This is a genomic window from Labrys sp. Lb11 (assembly GCF_057554225.1).
This window is the reverse complement of record NZ_BAAJOT010000006.1, coordinates 195,943-212,231: the sequence shown is the minus strand read 5'-3', so window position 1 is coordinate 212,231 and position 16,289 is coordinate 195,943. Positions and strand designations below refer to the sequence as shown.

The 16,289-nt window shown below is 69.1% G+C and carries 9 protein-coding genes and 2 riboswitches; all 9 genes read left to right on the top strand.

Going from position 1 to position 16,289, the window contains the following annotated elements:
• Positions 1–2 precede the first annotated feature (2 nt).
• The 9 genes from AC27L4_RS22940 (at position 3) to AC27L4_RS22900 (ending at position 16,273) form a co-directional block, all read left to right on the top strand.
• A complete protein-coding gene (locus AC27L4_RS22940) occupies positions 3–1,514 on the top strand; it encodes an ABC transporter substrate-binding protein (RefSeq protein ID WP_487144687.1) in 1,512 nt (503 codons plus the stop codon).
• A 140-nt stretch (positions 1,515–1,654) separates the two neighbouring features.
• A riboswitch (cobalamin riboswitch) is annotated at positions 1,655–1,870 on the top strand.
• A gap of 301 nt (positions 1,871–2,171) precedes the next feature.
• Positions 2,172–4,526: a 5-methyltetrahydropteroyltriglutamate--homocysteine S-methyltransferase gene (gene metE / locus AC27L4_RS22935; RefSeq protein WP_487144686.1), complete on the top strand. Its 2,355-nt coding sequence runs from the start codon at positions 2,172–2,174 to the stop codon at positions 4,524–4,526.
• Between the two features lie 247 nt (positions 4,527–4,773).
• A complete protein-coding gene (locus tag AC27L4_RS22930) occupies positions 4,774–5,052 on the top strand; it encodes a hypothetical protein (RefSeq protein WP_487144685.1) in 279 nt (92 codons plus the stop codon).
• 145 nt (positions 5,053–5,197) lie between these two features.
• Positions 5,198–5,467 carry a ribbon-helix-helix domain-containing protein gene (locus AC27L4_RS22925; protein WP_487144684.1) on the top strand — a complete coding sequence of 90 codons (270 nt, stop codon included), beginning with the start codon at positions 5,198–5,200 and terminating at the stop codon, positions 5,465–5,467.
• A gap of 429 nt (positions 5,468–5,896) precedes the next feature.
• Complete coding sequence (gene metH / locus AC27L4_RS22920) at positions 5,897–9,661, top strand: methionine synthase (RefSeq protein ID WP_487144683.1); 3,765 nt, start codon at positions 5,897–5,899, stop codon at positions 9,659–9,661.
• Positions 9,662–9,722: 61 nt separating this feature from the next.
• A riboswitch (cobalamin riboswitch) is annotated at positions 9,723–9,950 on the top strand.
• A gap of 154 nt (positions 9,951–10,104) precedes the next feature.
• A complete protein-coding gene (locus tag AC27L4_RS22915) occupies positions 10,105–12,915 on the top strand; it encodes a ribonucleoside-diphosphate reductase subunit alpha (protein WP_487145239.1) in 2,811 nt (936 codons plus the stop codon).
• Positions 12,916–13,001: 86 nt separating this feature from the next.
• Positions 13,002–14,117: a ribonucleotide-diphosphate reductase subunit beta gene (locus AC27L4_RS22910; RefSeq protein WP_487144682.1), complete on the top strand. Its 1,116-nt coding sequence runs from the start codon at positions 13,002–13,004 to the stop codon at positions 14,115–14,117.
• Between the two features lie 91 nt (positions 14,118–14,208).
• A complete protein-coding gene (locus AC27L4_RS22905; protein ID WP_487144681.1) occupies positions 14,209–15,084 on the top strand; it encodes an alpha/beta fold hydrolase in 876 nt (291 codons plus the stop codon).
• Between the two features lie 37 nt (positions 15,085–15,121).
• Positions 15,122–16,273 (top strand): alpha-hydroxy acid oxidase, encoded by a 1,152-nt coding sequence (locus tag AC27L4_RS22900; RefSeq protein ID WP_487144680.1) that lies wholly within the window; start codon positions 15,122–15,124, stop codon positions 16,271–16,273.
• Positions 16,274–16,289 lie beyond the last annotated feature (16 nt).

The window sequence follows — 16,289 nt, the reverse complement described above, 5'->3', positions numbered from 1 at the left end:
GCATGATGTTGAAAGGACTGCGACGCCTGGCGGGAGCGCTCCTCGCCGCCACGCTGCTCGGCGCTCCGCTTGCACAGGCGGGCGGCGTGCTGACCATCGGCAAGGACCAGGACAGCACCACCTTCGACCCGATCAAGTCGGCCCAGAACACCGATTTCTGGGTGTTCTCCAACATGTACGACGTGCTGGTGCGCGTCGACCGCTCCGGCACCAAGCTGGAGCCGGGCCTGGCGGAGAGCTGGACGGTCTCGCCGGACGGCCTCACCTACACCTTCAAGCTGCGCGAGGCGAAGTTCTCCGACGGTTCGCCGATCACCGCCGGGGACGCTGCCTTCACGATCCTGCGCATCCGCGACGACAAGGGCTCGCTGTGGAGCGATTCCTACAAGAACGTCGCCTCGGCCGAGGCCAAGGACGATCACACCCTGGTGGTGACGCTGAAGACGCGATCGGCGCCGTTCCTGTCGACGCTGGCCATGCCGGGCGTCTCGATCGTTTCCGAGAAGGCCGTGACCGCCAAGGGCGACGCCTATGCCGAGGAGCCGGTCTCCTCCGGCGCCTTCACGCTGAAGCAGTGGAGCCGCGGCGACCGGGTGGTGCTGGAGAAGAACCCGAACTTCTGGCAGGCCGACCGCGTCAAGCTCGACGGCGTGGAGTGGATCATCGTCTCCGACGACAACACCCGCATGCTCAAGGTCCAGGCCGGCGAGCTCGACGCCGCGATCTTCGTGCCGTTCTCGCGCGTCGCCGAGCTGCAGAAGGATCCGAACCTCACCATCCACCTCGATCCCTCGACGCGCGAGGACCATCTCCTGATCAACCATTCGCACGGCCTGCTGGCCAAGAAGGAGGTGCGCCAGGCGCTGGACTACGCCGTCGACAAGCAGGCGATCATCGACACGGTGATCTTCGGCCTCGGCGAGGTCGCCAACTCCTACGTCCCGAAGGGGGCCCTCTACTACAACGCCGCCAATCCGGCCCGACCCTACGACCCGGAGAAGGCCAAGGCGATGCTGGCCGAGGCCGGGGCCAAGGACCTGACGCTGACCTATGTGGTCAATGCCGGCAACGAGGTCGACGAGCAGATCTCGGTGCTGCTGCAGCAGCAGCTCGCCAAGGTCGGCGTCACCGTCAACATCCAGAAGGTCGACCCGGGCCAGAGCTGGAACATGCTGGTGGACGGCGCCTACGACATCTCGGTCAACTACTGGACCAACGACATCCTCGATCCCGACCAGAAGACCACCTTCGTGCTGGGCCATGACAGCAACAACAACTACATGACCCACTACAACAATCCGACGGTGAAGGCGTTGGTCGAAGAGGCGCGCAGCGAGCCGGACGCGGCCAAGCGCGCGGCCATGTACAAGCAGATCCAGGAGACCGCCAAGGAGGACGTCAACTGGATCGACCTCTATTACAGCCCCTATCGCAACGTCTCGCGCAAGACCATCCAGGGCTTCGACCAGAACCCGCTCGGCCGCTTCTTCCTGGAGGATACGGTCAAGGATTGACCGGAGCACGGACAAGACCGACCGCCACGGCCCGCCGGAGAGCCCCTCCGGCGGGCCGTCTTGCTTGCGATCCCTCCCAAATTTCATATGTCAATATAAAGATGCGTTTATATCATACTTGACGCTTTGCCGTCCCCGTGCTCCATTGCCGCCGTCGAGGTTCTCCATGCGGGCCGTCCGCATGGAGCCAAGAGGGAATCCGGTGAGCCGCGAGGCAAGGCCGGGGCTGCCCCCGCAACTGTGAGCGGAGAGCCGCTGTCCGAACAGGCCACTGCCGTCCGGGATCGGAGGGTGGGAAGGCGGGACAGGGGCGACGACCCGCGAGCCAGGAGACCTGCCTCGACGGTCCTGACGTCCTCGGGCGGGGTGCCCCGGTGGTCGCGTGGCATGGCTGCGTCCGATCGGCAGGCTCTCCCGAACCCGCCGGCACCCGTGACTGCCTGCGCGCATCCGCTCGGCCTTTGCCCCCAAGAATTTGGGGTCTGCCGATGTCCAACTCCCATCTGCTGAAATCCACGCTCGATCCTCCGCGCCGCTGCTCCGCGTCCGGCCGACGATGCCGGCGCCCAGGCCGGCCATAGCCGGCCACGCCGCCTCCCCTTCCCAGTCCATCAGCGAGCCGGCGCCGTCCTGCGGCGGCCGGCCGAAGGATCACGCATGTCCATTCCCGTCAGCACCCTGGGCGCCCCGCGCATCGGCCCCCGCCGCGAACTCAAGACCGCCCTGGAATCCCACTGGGCCGGCGCCACCGACGCCGCCGCCCTGCGGGAAACGGCGGCGCGGCTGCGCGCCGCCAACTGGGGCCGCCAGAGCGCCCTCGGCGTCACCCATATCCCCTCCAACGACTTCTCGCTCTACGATCAGGTCCTCGACACCACCGCCATGGTCGGCGCCGTGCCCGAGCCCTATGGCTGGCGGGGCGGCCCGGTGCCGCTGGAGACCTATTTCGCCATGGCCCGCGGCAGCCACGCCGAGGCGCATGCGGCGGACTGCGGCCATCACCACCCCGGAGCCGGCCAGCCCGCCCTGGAGATGACGAAGTGGTTCGACACCAACTACCACTACATGGTGCCGGAGTTCCGCCGCGGACAGAGCTTCGAGCTGGCCTCGACGAAGCCGGTGGACGAGTTCCTCGAAGCCAGGCGCCTCGGCATCCCGACCCAACCCGTGCTGATCGGCCCGGTGACCTATCTCCTGCTCGGCAAGAGCCGGGACGCCTCGCTCTCGCCGCTGTCCCTGCTGCCGGGCCTGCTGCCCGTCTACGCCGAGGTGCTGTCGCGCCTCGCGGCCGCGGGCGCCGACTGGGTGCAGATCGACGAGCCCTGCCTCGTGCTCGACTCCAGCCCGGCGGTGCAGGCGGCGATGCGGATCGCCTATGACGCCCTGGCCGTGGCGGCGCCGCGGCTGAGGATCATGCTCACCACCTATTTCGGCGGCCTCGGCGACAATCTCGACCTTGCCCTCGGCCTCCCCGTGGCCGGCTTGCATCTCGACCTCGTGCGGGCGCCGGAGCAGCTCGACGCCGCCATCCGCAAGGCGCCCGAAGGCCTGGTGCTGTCGCTGGGGGCAATCGACGGGCGCAATGTCTGGCGCTCCGATCTCAACGGCCTGCTCGACCGCCTGGAGCCGGCGGTGCAGCAGCTCGGCGCCCATCGCGTCGTGCTGGCGCCCTCCTGCTCGCTGCTGCACGTGCCGCTCGACCTCGCCCTCGAAACCGACCTCGATCCGGAGCTGGCGAGCTGGCTCGCCTTCGCCGTCCAGAAGATCGGCGAGCTCGCGGTGCTGTCGCGGGCGTTGGTCGACGGCCGCGGCGCCGCCGCCGGCGAGCTCGCCCTCTCCGACGCGGCCCGGGCGTCCCGATCCTCGTCGCCGCGCATCCACGACCCGGCGGTCGCCGGGCGGATCGCCGCCGTCAAGCCCGCCATGGCGCGGCGCCAGCACCCCTACGCCCTGCGGCGCCGGACCCAGGAATGGCTCGGCCTGCCGGCCTTCCCGACCACCACCATCGGCTCCTTCCCGCAGACCGGAGACGTCCGCAAGGCGCGCGCCGCCCACGCCAAGGGAGTGATGGACGATGCCGGCTACCGCGCCTTCCTGCGCGAGGAAACCGCGCGGGCGGTACGCTGGCAGGAGGAGATTGGCCTTGACGTCCTCGTGCACGGCGAGTTCGAGCGCAACGACATGGTCCAGTACTTCGGCGAGCAGCTCGTCGGCTTCGCCTTCACCCGGCACGGCTGGGTGCAGAGCTACGGATCGCGCTGCGTGCGCCCGCCGATCATCTACGGCGACGTGTCGCGGCCGCAGCCGATGACGGTGGAATGGTCGGCCTATGCCCAGTCGCTGACGCCGCGGCCGATGAAGGGCATGCTCACCGGCCCGGTCACCGTGCTGCAATGGTCCTTCGTGCGCGACGACCTGCGGCGCGACGAGGTCTGCCGGCAGATCGCCCTGGCGCTGCGCGACGAGGTCCACGACCTGGAGCAGGCGGGCATCCGCATCATCCAGATCGACGAGCCGGCGATCCGCGAGGGGCTGCCGCTGCGCCGCCGCGACCGCAAGGCCTATCTGGACTGGGCGGTGGAATGCTTCCGGCTCGCCTCCTCGGGCGTGGACGATGCGACGCAGATCCACACCCACATGTGCTACTCGGAGTTCAACGACATCATCGACGCCGTCGGAGCCATGGATGCGGACGTGATCTCGATCGAGACCGCCCGCTCCAACATGGAGCTGCTCGACGCCTTCGCCGCCTATCGCTACCCCAACGAGATCGGCCCCGGCGTCTATGACATCCACTCGCCGCGCTGCCCGAGCGTGGAGGAGATGACGGCGCTGCTCCGCAAGGCGGCCGAGCGCCTGTCCGAGGGCCAGATCTGGGTGAACCCCGATTGCGGCCTGAAGACCCGGCGCTGGGAGGAGGTGCGCCCGGCCATCGCCAACATGGTCGCCGCCGCCCGCCTGCTGCGCGGCCAGGCCGCGACGCGGCGGGACGAGGCCGCGGCGATGTCCTGAACAGCCGTGGCGCGCCGCCGCGCTTCAAACGGGTGGGGCGACACATGGTCCGATGGGCGTTCGAGGCGTCGGCCCGCCGAACGCGGCGAAGGTCACGCGGGACTTCGGCATGAACACGCGCAACGGCATGACGGGCCGGATCCGCGGCCGGCGCCCCGGCGCAAGGGCGGCATCCCCGCCGGTGGGATTGAGGCCCGAGACGGCAGGGCTCGATCCCGCCGTCGCCGAGCCCTGCCCGGATGCCATCATGCTTCACGGCCTTCTGCGGACCGGCGGGGACGGCGGCCCGTCCGGCTGGCCGGGCCGGGCCCGGCTGCTGCTGCTCGCCTGGATCATGGGGCAGCCGGCGACGACGGACATGGCGAACGCCGCATCGCGGCTGCGCCGGCGCCTCGCCACGCTGCCGCAGCCGCACCCGGCGCTACCCCACATCCAGGCATTGCTGGACACGCTGGAGGTGGGGGCGACCATCGTCCCGCGGCGACGGGGCGGGAGGCGCCGCAACCGCATCCCCCGGGATGCCTGAAACCACGCACTGAACGGCCGCGCGGCCTGTCCCATCGGACCGGCGTTCACAGGATCCGTCATTCCAGCCCGGAGGCATTTGCATGCCGACGAAAAGTATTATGATTATTTTCTTATCGAGCCCATATCGGCCAAGGAGAGTAGCCATGGCGGCAATGACCATCTCCCTGCTCGACCCCATGAAGGAATGGATCGAAAAGCAGATTCTGGCGCAAGGCGAGTATGCCAGTGCAAGCGACTACGTGCGGGATCTGATCCGCCGAGACAGAGAGAACCGGGCCGAGGAACTGACCCTGGACGAACTGAGGACGTTGGTCGCCAACGCCAAGGCGAGCGGCATCAGTCCGCGCGGAGTCCGCGACATTTTTGCGGCTGCCAAGGCCAAGGCGCGATCGCGTGGCGCCGTGAATGAGTAGCTGCCGTCCGTCGCAGCGCGCGGACGCCGGACTCCTTGAGATTTTCCTTCATGGCATCGACACGACCTTGTCCGAAAACTCGGCATGTCGGGGCCGGAACGAGGTGCGAAAAAGCCTTCTCCGCGCTCCATTCTGCTGCCGATGGACCCTGCCGACTTGATCGGCATCCCGGCTGGGCCAGAACGTGACGAAAAAGCCGGCACATCCGGGGCCCCGAACCTGCGGCGCCATGAACACGGAAGCAACGTCGTTCTTTACGAAGAGGATCGGGACGGCGTCCTCATCGTCGCCGTCGTGCACGGCCGTTGCCCGCCGGGCCGCGTCGGGGCCTGCTCCCGCCGCCGACAACGTCGTTGCAATGCCGCCTTCATACGTTATACTTCACATAAAGATATCTTGATATCATGATTTATTGATGGGAATGCCGCGATGGCCATGTCGATCGATGCGCTGTTCGAAGACGCCCTCTCCGGCGACCGCGAGACGGCCGCCGCCGCCCTCGCCGCCGCCGCGCGCGAGCGCATCCTGGTGCTGGACGGGGCCATGGGCACTCAGATCCAGGGCCTCGGCTTCACAGAGACTCATTTCCGCGGCGAGCGCTTCGCCGGCTGCGAGTGCCACCTGCAGGGCAACAACGACCTCCTGACCCTGACCCAGCCCGAGGCGATCGAGGCCATCCACTACGCCTATGCCATGGCCGGCGCCGACATCCTGGAGACCAACACCTTCTCCTCCACCTCGATCGCCCAGGCCGACTACGGCATGGAGGCCGCGGTCTACGAGCTCAACCGCGACGGCGCGCGCCTTGCCCGGCGCGCCGCGCTGAAGGCCGAGCGCCAGGACGGCCGGCGGCGCTTCGTCGCCGGCGCGCTGGGGCCGACCAACCGCACGGCCTCGATCTCGCCCGACGTGAACAATCCGGGCTACCGGGCCGTCACCTTCGATGACCTGCGCATCGCCTATGGCGAGCAGATCCGCGGCCTGATCGACGGCGGCGCCGACCTCATCCTGATCGAGACCATCTTCGATACGCTCAATGCCAAGGCGGCGATCTTCGCCTGCACCGAAATCTTCGCCGAGAAAGGCGTCGAGCTGCCGGTGATGATCTCAGGCACCATCACCGACCTCTCCGGCCGCACCCTGTCGGGCCAGACCCCGACGGCATTCTGGCACTCGGTGCGCCACGCCCGGCCCTTCACCATCGGCCTCAACTGCGCCCTCGGCGCCAATGCCATGCGCCCGCACCTTGCCGAGCTCGCCGAGGCGGCGGACACGCTGGTCTGCGCCTATCCCAATGCCGGCCTGCCCAACGCGTTCGGCCAGTACGACGAGAGCCCCGAGGCGATGGCGGCGCAGATCGAAGGCTTCGCCGGCGAGGGCCTGGTCAACATCGTCGGCGGCTGCTGCGGCTCCACGCCCGAGCATATCCGCGCCATTGCCGCGGCCGTCGCCCGGCACAAGCCGCGAGCCATTCCCGAGCACGTGCCGCTGATGCGGCTTTCCGGACTGGAACCCTTCACGCTCACCACCGACATCCCCTTCGTCAATGTCGGCGAGCGCACCAACGTCACCGGCTCGGCCAGGTTCCGCAAGCTGATCACCGCCGGCGACTACGCGGCGGCGCTCGAGGTGGCGCGCGATCAGGTGGCCAACGGCGCCCAGGTCATCGACATCAACATGGACGAGGGCCTGATCGATTCGGAAAAGGCGATGGTCGAGTTCCTCAACCTCGTCGCCGCCGAGCCGGACATCGCCCGCGTGCCGGTGATGATCGATTCCTCCAAGTTCTCGATCATCGAAGCCGGCCTCAAATGCGTGCAGGGCAAGCCGCTGGTCAACTCGATCTCGATGAAGGAGGGCGAGGACGCCTTCCTCCACCATGCCCGGCTGGTGCGGGCCTATGGCGCCGCCGTGGTGGTGATGGCCTTCGACGAACAGGGCCAGGCCGACAGCTACGAGCGCAAGGTCGCGATCTGCACCCGCGCCTACAGGCTCCTGACCGAGGAAGCGGGCTTTCCGCCCGAGGACATCGTCTTCGACCCCAACATCTTCGCGGTCGCCACCGGCATCGAGGAGCATGCCGGCTACGGCGTCGCCTTCATCGAGGCGACCCGCGCCATCCGGCAGACCTTGCCGCATGCCCACATCTCCGGCGGCGTCTCCAACCTCTCCTTCTCGTTCCGCGGCAACGAGCCGGTGCGCGAGGCCATGCATGCCGTGTTCCTCTACCATGCCATCCAGGCGGGCATGGACATGGGCATCGTCAATGCCGGCCAGCTCGCGGTCTACGAGTCGATCGACCCCGAGCTGCGCGAGGCCTGCGAGGACGTGGTGCTCAACCGCCGCGAGGACGCGACCGAGCGCCTGCTCGCCCTGGCCGAGCGCTTCAAGGGCGCCGGCGCCCGCGAGGCCAAGGCGCAGGATCTCGCCTGGCGGGACTGGCCGGTCGAGAAGCGCCTGGAGCATGCCCTGGTCAACGGCATCACCGACTATATCGAGAGGGATACCGAAGAGGCGCGCCTGGCAGCCGAGCGGCCGCTGCACGTGATCGAGGGCCCGCTGATGGCCGGCATGAACGTGGTCGGCGACCTGTTCGGCTCCGGCCGGATGTTCCTGCCGCAGGTGGTCAAGTCGGCCCGGGTGATGAAGCAGGCCGTGGCCGTGCTGCTGCCCTATATGGAAGCTGAGAAGGCGGCCAACGGCGGCGGCGAGCGCAGGAGCGCCGGCCGGATCCTGATGGCGACCGTCAAGGGCGACGTCCATGACATCGGCAAGAACATCGTCGGCGTCGTGCTGGCCTGCAACAACTACGAGATCATCGATCTCGGCGTCATGGTGCCGTCGGCGAAGATCCTCGAGACCGCCCGCGAGCGGAAGGTCGACATCATCGGCCTGTCCGGCCTGATCACGCCCTCGCTCGACGAGATGGCGCATGTCGCCGCCGAGATGGAGCGCGAGGGCTTCGACATTCCCCTGCTGATCGGCGGGGCGACGACCAGCCGTGTCCACACGGCGGTGAAGATCCATCCGCGCTACGAGCGCGGCCAGGCCGTCTACGTCACCGATGCCAGCCGGGCCGTCGGCGTGGTCTCCAGCCTGCTGTCGCCCGAGGCCGGCCCCGACTATCGCCAGACCGTGCGGGCCGAATATGTCAAGGTCGCAGCCGCTCATGCCCGCAACGAGGCGGAGAAGCTGCGCCTGCCGATCGCCCGCGCCCGCGCCAACGCGCATGCGATCGACTGGGCCGCCTATGACCCGCCGAAACCGTCCTTCCTCGGCACGAAGGTGTTCGAGACCTACGATCTCGCCGAGCTCGCCCGCTACATCGACTGGACGCCCTTCTTCCAGACCTGGGAACTGAAGGGGCGCTATCCCGCCATCCTGGATGACGAGAAGCAGGGAGCGGCGGCGCGCCAGCTGTTCGAGGACGCCCGGGCGATGGTCGACAGGATCGTGGCCGAGCAGTGGTTCCGGCCCAAGGCGGTGGTCGGCTTCTGGCCGGCCGGGGCCGTCGGCGACGATATCCGCCTGTTCACGGGCGAGGACCGGCGCGAGACGCTCGCCACCTTCTTCACCCTGCGCCAGCAACTGGCGAAGCGCGACGGCCGGCCCAACCTGGCGCTGTCCGACTTCGTCGCGCCGGAGGACAGCGGCAAGCCCGACTATGTCGGCGCCTTCGTCGTCACCGCCGGGATCGAGGAGGAGGCGATCGCCGAGCGCTTTGCCCGCGCCAATGACGACTATGCCTCGATCATGGTCAAGGCCCTGGCCGACCGCTTCGCCGAGGCCTTCGCCGAGGCCATGCACCAGCGCGTGCGGCGCGAGCTCTGGGGCTATGCGCCGGACGAGGCTTTCGGCCCGGACGAGCTGGTCGAGGAGCCCTATCGCGGCATCCGTCCGGCGCCGGGCTATCCCGCCCAGCCCGACCACACCGAGAAGGCGACGCTGTTCCACCTCACCGACGCCGAGGCGCGGATCGGCGTCCGCCTCACCGAGAGCTTCGCCATGTGGCCGGGCTCCTCGGTCTCGGGCCTCTATCTCGCCCACCCCGACGCCCATTATTTCGGCGTGTCGAAGATCGAGCGCGACCAGGTCGAGGACTATGCCGCGCGCAAGGCCATGCCGGTGCGCGAGGTCGAGCGCTGGCTCTCGCCCATCCTCAACTACATGCCGGTCGCCGAGGCGGCCGAATAGCCCGATGAGAAAGGTGGGGGCCGTCTCTCCTGCATATTGACGGCCCCGGCAAGTACGGCCACCATATCTAGCAGTCATGGGTCTGCGGATTCGTCATTGCGCGTCCGCGGCTAAGAGGGAATCCGGTGGGCGGGCGCCTTGCGAGAGGCGCCGGCGAGGCCGGGGCTGCCCCCGCAACTGTAAGCGGCGAGTTTCCTGCCAACCAGCGTCACTGGCGAGCAAAGCCGGGAAGACCGGCAGGAGACCACGACCCGCGAGCCAGGAGACCTGCCCATGGCCGTCTGTCTGTCCTCGGGCGGGGTGCCCCGACGGATCGCCTTGCCCGCCGCGCGGCCGTCCCGCGCGGGCGCAGCATGCGTTCCTCGGCCCAAGCCTCCAGATTTGGGGTTTGCCGAATGTCCATCCATCTTGAAACCGAAGCTCCCGACCGGCGCCGGCCGGCCATGCCGGCAGAGCGGCAGCAGCCGACCGCGGGACCGGGCTACCAGGTCATCCGCCGCAACGGCGCCGTCACGCCCTTCGCGCCCGCCAAGATCGCCGTGGCGCTGACCAAGGCCTTCCTGGCGGTCGAGGGCAGCCAGGCCGCCGCCTCGCGCCGCATCCACGAGATCGTCGAGGGACTGACCGCCGAGGTCGTCGCGGCGCTGACCCGGCGGGCCGATGCCGGCCGAGCCTTCCACATCGAGGACGTGCAGGACCAGGTCGAGCTGGCGCTGATGCGCGGCGGCCATCACAAGGTCGCCCGTGCCTATGTGCTCTACCGCGAGGAACGGGCCGCCGAGCGGGCGCGCAGCACCCAGGCGATCGTGGATGCGGCGCCGGCCCTGCGGATGCGCATGGCGGACGGGAGCCTGGTGCCGCTCGACGTCCGCCGGCTGCAGGCGGTGGTGGCGGAGGCCTGCCAGGACCTCGCCGACGTCTCGACCGAGGCCATCCTCGCCGAGACCCGGCGCAACCTCTATGACGGCATCACCGAGGACGAGCTCGGGCTCGCCCCGGTGCTCGCCGCCCGCACCCTGATCGAGACCGAGCCGAACTACGCCTATGCCAGCGCACGGCTGCTGCTCGACCGGCTGCGGGGCGAGGCGCTGTCGGCCGTGCATGGCGGACACCAGGACGCCACCCAGGCAGAAATGGCCGGGCGCTACGCCGAGTATTTCCCCGCCTATGTCCGCGCCGGCATCGCCGCCGAGCTGCTCGACCCGGAGCTCGGCCGCTTCGACCTGCCGCGGCTGGCGGCGGCGCTGCTGCCCGAGCGCGACCTCTCCTTCCAGTATCTCGGCCTGCAGACCCTCTACGACCGCTACTTCCTGCACAGGCACGGCCGGCGCTTCGAGCTGCCGCAGGCCTTTTTCATGCGGGTGGCGATGGGGCTCGCCCTGCGCGAGATCGACCGCGAGGCCAAGGCGATCGCGTTCTACCGCCTGCTCTCCTCGTTCGACTTCATGGCCTCGACGCCGACGCTGTTCAATGCCGGCACCACCCGGCCGCAGCTCTCCTCCTGTTTCCTCACCACCGTCGCCGACGACCTCGACGGCATCTTCAAAGCCGTGAAGGACAATGCCCTGCTCGCCAAATATTCCGGCGGCCTCGGCAATGACTGGACGCGGGTGCGCGGCCTCGGCGCCCACATCAAGGGCACGAACGGCGAGAGCCAGGGCGTGGTGCCGTTCCTGAAGGTCGCCAACGACACGGCCATCGCGGTCAACCAGGGCGGCAAGCGCAAGGGCGCCGTCTGCGCCTATCTAGAGACCTGGCACGTCGACATCGAGGAGTTCCTCGACCTGCGCAAGAACACCGGCGACGACCGCCGCCGCACTCACGACATGAACACGGCCAACTGGGTGCCGGACCTGTTCATGGAGCGGATCGAGGCCGACGGTCCCTGGACGCTGTTCTCCCCCGACGAGACGCCGGACCTGCACGAGCTCCACGGCCCCGCCTTCAAGGCCGCCTACGAGGCGCACGAGGCCCGCGCCGCCCGCGGCGAGGTCAAGGTGTTCCGCACCGTGCGGGCCGTCGACCTCTGGCGGCGCATGCTGACCATGCTGTTCGAGACCGGGCACCCCTGGATCACCTTCAAGGATCCCTGCAACATCCGCTCGCCCCAGGGCCATGCCGGCGTGGTGCACTCCTCGAACCTGTGCACCGAGATCACGCTCAACACCTCGGACGAGGAGGTGGCGGTCTGCAATCTCGGCTCGATCAACCTCGCCAGCCACGTCACCGCCGCAGGCCTGGACCGGGACCGGCTGGCGCGGACGGTGGCGACGGCGATGCGCATGCTCGACAACGTCATCGACATCAACTTCTACACCATTCCCGAGGCGCGGCGCTCGAACCTGCGGCACCGGCCGGTCGGCCTCGGCCTGATGGGGTTCCAGGACGCGCTCTACACGCTGCGCCTGCCCTATGCCTCCGAGGCGGCCGCGCGCTTTGCCGACGAGAGCATGGAGGCGATCTCGTTCCACGCGATCGCCGCCTCGACCGACCTCGCGGCCGAGCGCGGACGCTATCCCAGCTTCGAGGGCTCGCTCTGGTCGAAGGGCATCCTGCCGATCGACTCGATCGAGCTCCTGGCCGAGGCCCGCGGCGGCCTCGATCTCGACCGCTCGGCCGGCCTCGACTGGGGCGCCCTGCGCGAGCGCGTCCGGACGGTGGGCATGCGCAACTCCAACTGCATGGCGATCGCGCCGACGGCGACGATCTCCAACATCTGCGGCGTCGCCCAGTCGATCGAGCCGGCCTACCAGACCCTCTACGTCAAGTCGAACATGTCCGGCGACTTCACCGTCGTCACCGCCAGCCTCGTCGCCGACCTCAAGGCGCGCGGCCTGTGGGACGAGGTGATGGTCTCCGACCTCAAATATTTCGACGGCTCGCTCGGACGGATCGACCGCATCCCCGACGATCTCAAGGCGCTCTATGCCACCGCCTTCGAGATCGACGCCGCCTGGCTGATCGAGGCGGCGGCGCGGCGGCAGAAATGGATCGACCAGGCCCAGTCGCTCAACCTCTACATCGCCGAGCCGAGCGGCCGCCGGCTCGATGCCCTCTACCGCCTGGCCTGGAAGCGCGGGCTGAAGACCACCTACTACCTGCGCTCGCGCTCGGCCACCCATGTGGAGAAGTCGACGCTGAAGGGCACCGACGGCAAGCTCAACGCCGTCGCGCCCGCCGCTGTCGCGGCGGAGCCGATCCTGACGCCGATCGCCTGCTCGATCGACAACCCCGACTGCGAAGCCTGCCAGTAGGCCCGCCCCCAAGAGCCCCTTTCCCGCAGGGAGAGGGCTTCCCAGCCCTTTTCTCCTCGCGATGCCCCCCTCTTCAAGGACCTGCCATGCTCGACTGGTCAGCCCCCGCCACCGCAACGCCCCTCGTCTCGCCGCCCGAAGCCCCCCTCGATCCGACCGGCCTCGGCGCGATCGAGCGCGGCGGGGCGCGCGTCTCGGTCGACGACAAGCGGATGATCAACTGCCGCGCCGACGTGAACCAGCTCCTGCCGCTGAAATACGCCTGGGCCTGGGAAAAGTACCTCGCCGGCTGCAACAACCACTGGATGCCGACGGAAGTGTCGATGCAGGCCGACATCGCCCTGTGGAAGGCGCCGGGCGGCCTGAGCGAGGACGAGCGGCGCATGCTCAAGCGCAATCTCGGCTTCTTCGCCGCCTCCGAGAGCCTCGTCGCCAACAACATCGTCCTGGCGATCTATCGCCACCTGACCAATCCGGAGTGCCGGCAATACCTGCTGCGGCAGGCGTTCGAGGAGGCCGTCCACACCCACACCTTCCAGTACATCGTCGAGAGCCTCGGCCTCGACGAGGGCGAGCTGTTCAATATGTATCGCGAGGTGCCCTCGATCACCGACAAGGCGGCCTGGGCGCTGCGCCACACCCGGCATCTCGGCGACCCGGATTTCCGCACCGGCACGCCGGCCGCCGACCAGGCCTTCCTGCGCGACCTCCTCGCCTTCTATGTGGTGTTCGAGGGCATGTGGTTCTACACCGGCTTCGCCCAGATCCTGTCCCTGGGCCGGCGCAACCGCATGGTCGGCATCGCCGAGCAGTACCAGTACATCCTGCGCGACGAGAGCATCCACCTGAACTTCGGCATCGACGTGATCAACCAGATCAAGGTCGAGAACCCGCATCTGTGGACGGCGGCCTTCCAGGACGAGACGCGCGGCATGATCCGCGAGGCGGCCGAGCTGGAGGCGGCCTATGGCCGGGACACCATGCCCCGCGGCTTCCTCGGGCTCAACGCCGCCTCCTGCGAGCAGTACATGCGCTTCATCGCCAACCGCCGCTGCGCCCAGCTCGGCCTTGCCCCGGTCTTCGCCGAGACCGACAACCCGTTCCCCTGGATGTCGGAGGCGATGGACCTGAAGAAGGAGAAGAACTTCTTCGAGACCCGGGTGATCGAATACCAGAACGGCGGCGCGCTCGCCTGGGATTGAACAGGGCCGCCCCGACGAAGCAGCCTTCCTGGTCGCGCCGGCGGAGGCGGCGGTGCTATGGCTTGCCGATCATCGGCGAGCGAGGCGGGACATGGCCGAACGCGAGATCACATGGTCGGTGGAGGGCGAGACCGTCCGCCTCGGCCTCGACGAGGCTGGCAGCGGGACGACCGTGCTGCTGCTGCCGGCGCTGAGCTCGATCTCGACGCGCGGCGAGATGGCACCGCTCGCCCGGGCGCTCGCCGAGCGGTTCCGGACCGTGCGCCTCGACTGGCCCGGCTTCGGCGACCGGCCGCGGCCGCGGCTCGACTGGTCGCCCGACCTGCTCTCGGGCTTCCTCGCCTGGGCGATCGGCGAGCTCGGGCCGCTGCACGCGATCGTCGCGGCCGGCCACGCCGCGGCCTATGCCCTGCACCACCTCGCCGCCCATCCCGGCAGCGCCGGGCGCCTGGTGCTGGCGGCGCCGACCTGGCGCGGGCCGCTGCCGACGATGATGGGCGGCCCTCGCCCGTGGTTCGGCCGGGTGCGGGCCGCCGTGGACGCGCCGGCGGTCGGCCCCCTGCTCTACGCCGCCAATCTCAGCCGGCCGGTGCTGGCGAAGATGGCGCGCGAGCATGTCTATTCCGACCCGACCTGGCTCGAGGGTCCCGGCCGCCTTGCCGCCAAGCAGGCGGTGACTGCGGCGGCGGGCGCCCGGCACGCCTCGGTGCGCTTCGTCACCGGCGCCCTCGACCGGGTCGGCGACCGGGGAGCCTTCCTGCATCTGGCCGAGACCGCCGGCGTGCCGATCCTGGTGATCTATGGCGAGGAGACGCCGCCGCGGTCCCGGGCCGAGATGGAGGCGCTCGCCGGCCTCGCCGGCGTCACGGCGCGGCGGCTGCCGCGCGGCAAGCTGGCGATCCATGAAGAGTTCGCCGAGCCGGTCGCAACTGAAATTCTAGCATTTCTTTCGGCCCCCGATCGCTGATATCAGCATGGGGTCCACCGCTGCCGAGAGTCCCGTCATGCCCAGCCCGGTCACCTGCATCGAAGATCTGCGCCGCCTCGCCGAGCGGCGCGTGCCGCGCATGTTCTACGACTACGCGGATTCCGGCGCCTGGACGGAAAGCACCTACCGGGCCAACGAGACCGAATTCGCCAAGATCCGCTTTCGCCAGCGCGTCGCCGTCGACATGCGCGACCGCACCCTGGCGACGACCATGGTGGGCGAGCCGGTGAGCATGCCGGTCGCCCTGGCGCCGACCGGCCTCACCGGCATGCAGCATGCCGACGGCGAGATCCTCGCGGCCCGGGCGGCCGAGGCGGCGGGGGTGCCGTTCACCCTGTCGACCATGAGCATCTGCTCGATCGAGGACGTGGCGGAGAACACCACCAAGCCGTTCTGGTTCCAGCTCTACGTCATGCGCGACCGGGAGTTCGTCGGCGCCCTGATCGACCGGGCCAAGGCGGCGCGCTGCTCGGCCCTGATGCTGACCCTGGACCTTCAGATCCTCGGCCAGCGCCACAAGGACATCCGCAACGGGCTGACCGCCCCGCCGCGGATGACCATCCCCAACCTGATCAACCTCGCCACCAAGCCGCGCTGGTGCCTGGGCATGCTCGGCACCCAGCGTCGCACCTTCCGCAACATCGCCGGCCACGCCAAGGGCGTGACCAATCTCGGCTCGCTCTCCGCCTGGACCGCCGAGCAGTTCGACCCGGCGCTGAGCTGGGACGACGTGAAATGGATCAAGGACCGCTGGGGCGGCAAGCTGATCCTGAAGGGCATCATCGACCCGGAGGACGCCGAGCTCGCCGCCCGCAGCGGCGCCGACGCCCTGATCGTCTCCAATCATGGCGGCCGCCAGCTCGACGGCGCGCTGCCCTCGATCGAAGCGCTGCCCCCGATCGTCCAGGCAGTCGGCGATCGCATCGAGGTGCTGATGGACGGCGGCGTGCGCTCCGGCCAGGACGTGCTCAAGGCCGTCGCCCTCGGCGCCCGCGGCGTGCTGATCGGCCGTGCCTTCCTCTACGGGCTCGGCGCCAATGGCGAGGCCGGCGTGAAGCAGTGCCTGGACATCATCCGCAAGGAGCTGGACGTCACCATGGCCCTGTGCGGCGAGCGCGACATCAAGCGGGTGACCAGCGCCATCCTCGCCCCGCCGCGGGCCGCGTGATCGTGGTCCGCCGAGC

Coding starts and splice junctions, on each gene's coding strand:
- AC27L4_RS22940 (WP_487144687.1), top strand. CDS start 3: ATGATGTTGAAAGGACTGCGACGCCTGGCGGGAGCGCTCCTCGCCGCC.
- metE (WP_487144686.1), top strand. CDS start 2,172: ATGTCCATTCCCGTCAGCACCCTGGGCGCCCCGCGCATCGGCCCCCGC.
- AC27L4_RS22930 (WP_487144685.1), top strand. CDS start 4,774: ATGCTTCACGGCCTTCTGCGGACCGGCGGGGACGGCGGCCCGTCCGGC.
- AC27L4_RS22925 (WP_487144684.1), top strand. CDS start 5,198: ATGGCGGCAATGACCATCTCCCTGCTCGACCCCATGAAGGAATGGATC.
- metH (WP_487144683.1), top strand. CDS start 5,897: ATGGCCATGTCGATCGATGCGCTGTTCGAAGACGCCCTCTCCGGCGAC.
- AC27L4_RS22915 (WP_487145239.1), top strand. CDS start 10,105: ATGCCGGCAGAGCGGCAGCAGCCGACCGCGGGACCGGGCTACCAGGTC.
- AC27L4_RS22910 (WP_487144682.1), top strand. CDS start 13,002: ATGCTCGACTGGTCAGCCCCCGCCACCGCAACGCCCCTCGTCTCGCCG.
- AC27L4_RS22905 (WP_487144681.1), top strand. CDS start 14,209: ATGGCCGAACGCGAGATCACATGGTCGGTGGAGGGCGAGACCGTCCGC.
- AC27L4_RS22900 (WP_487144680.1), top strand. CDS start 15,122: ATGCCCAGCCCGGTCACCTGCATCGAAGATCTGCGCCGCCTCGCCGAG.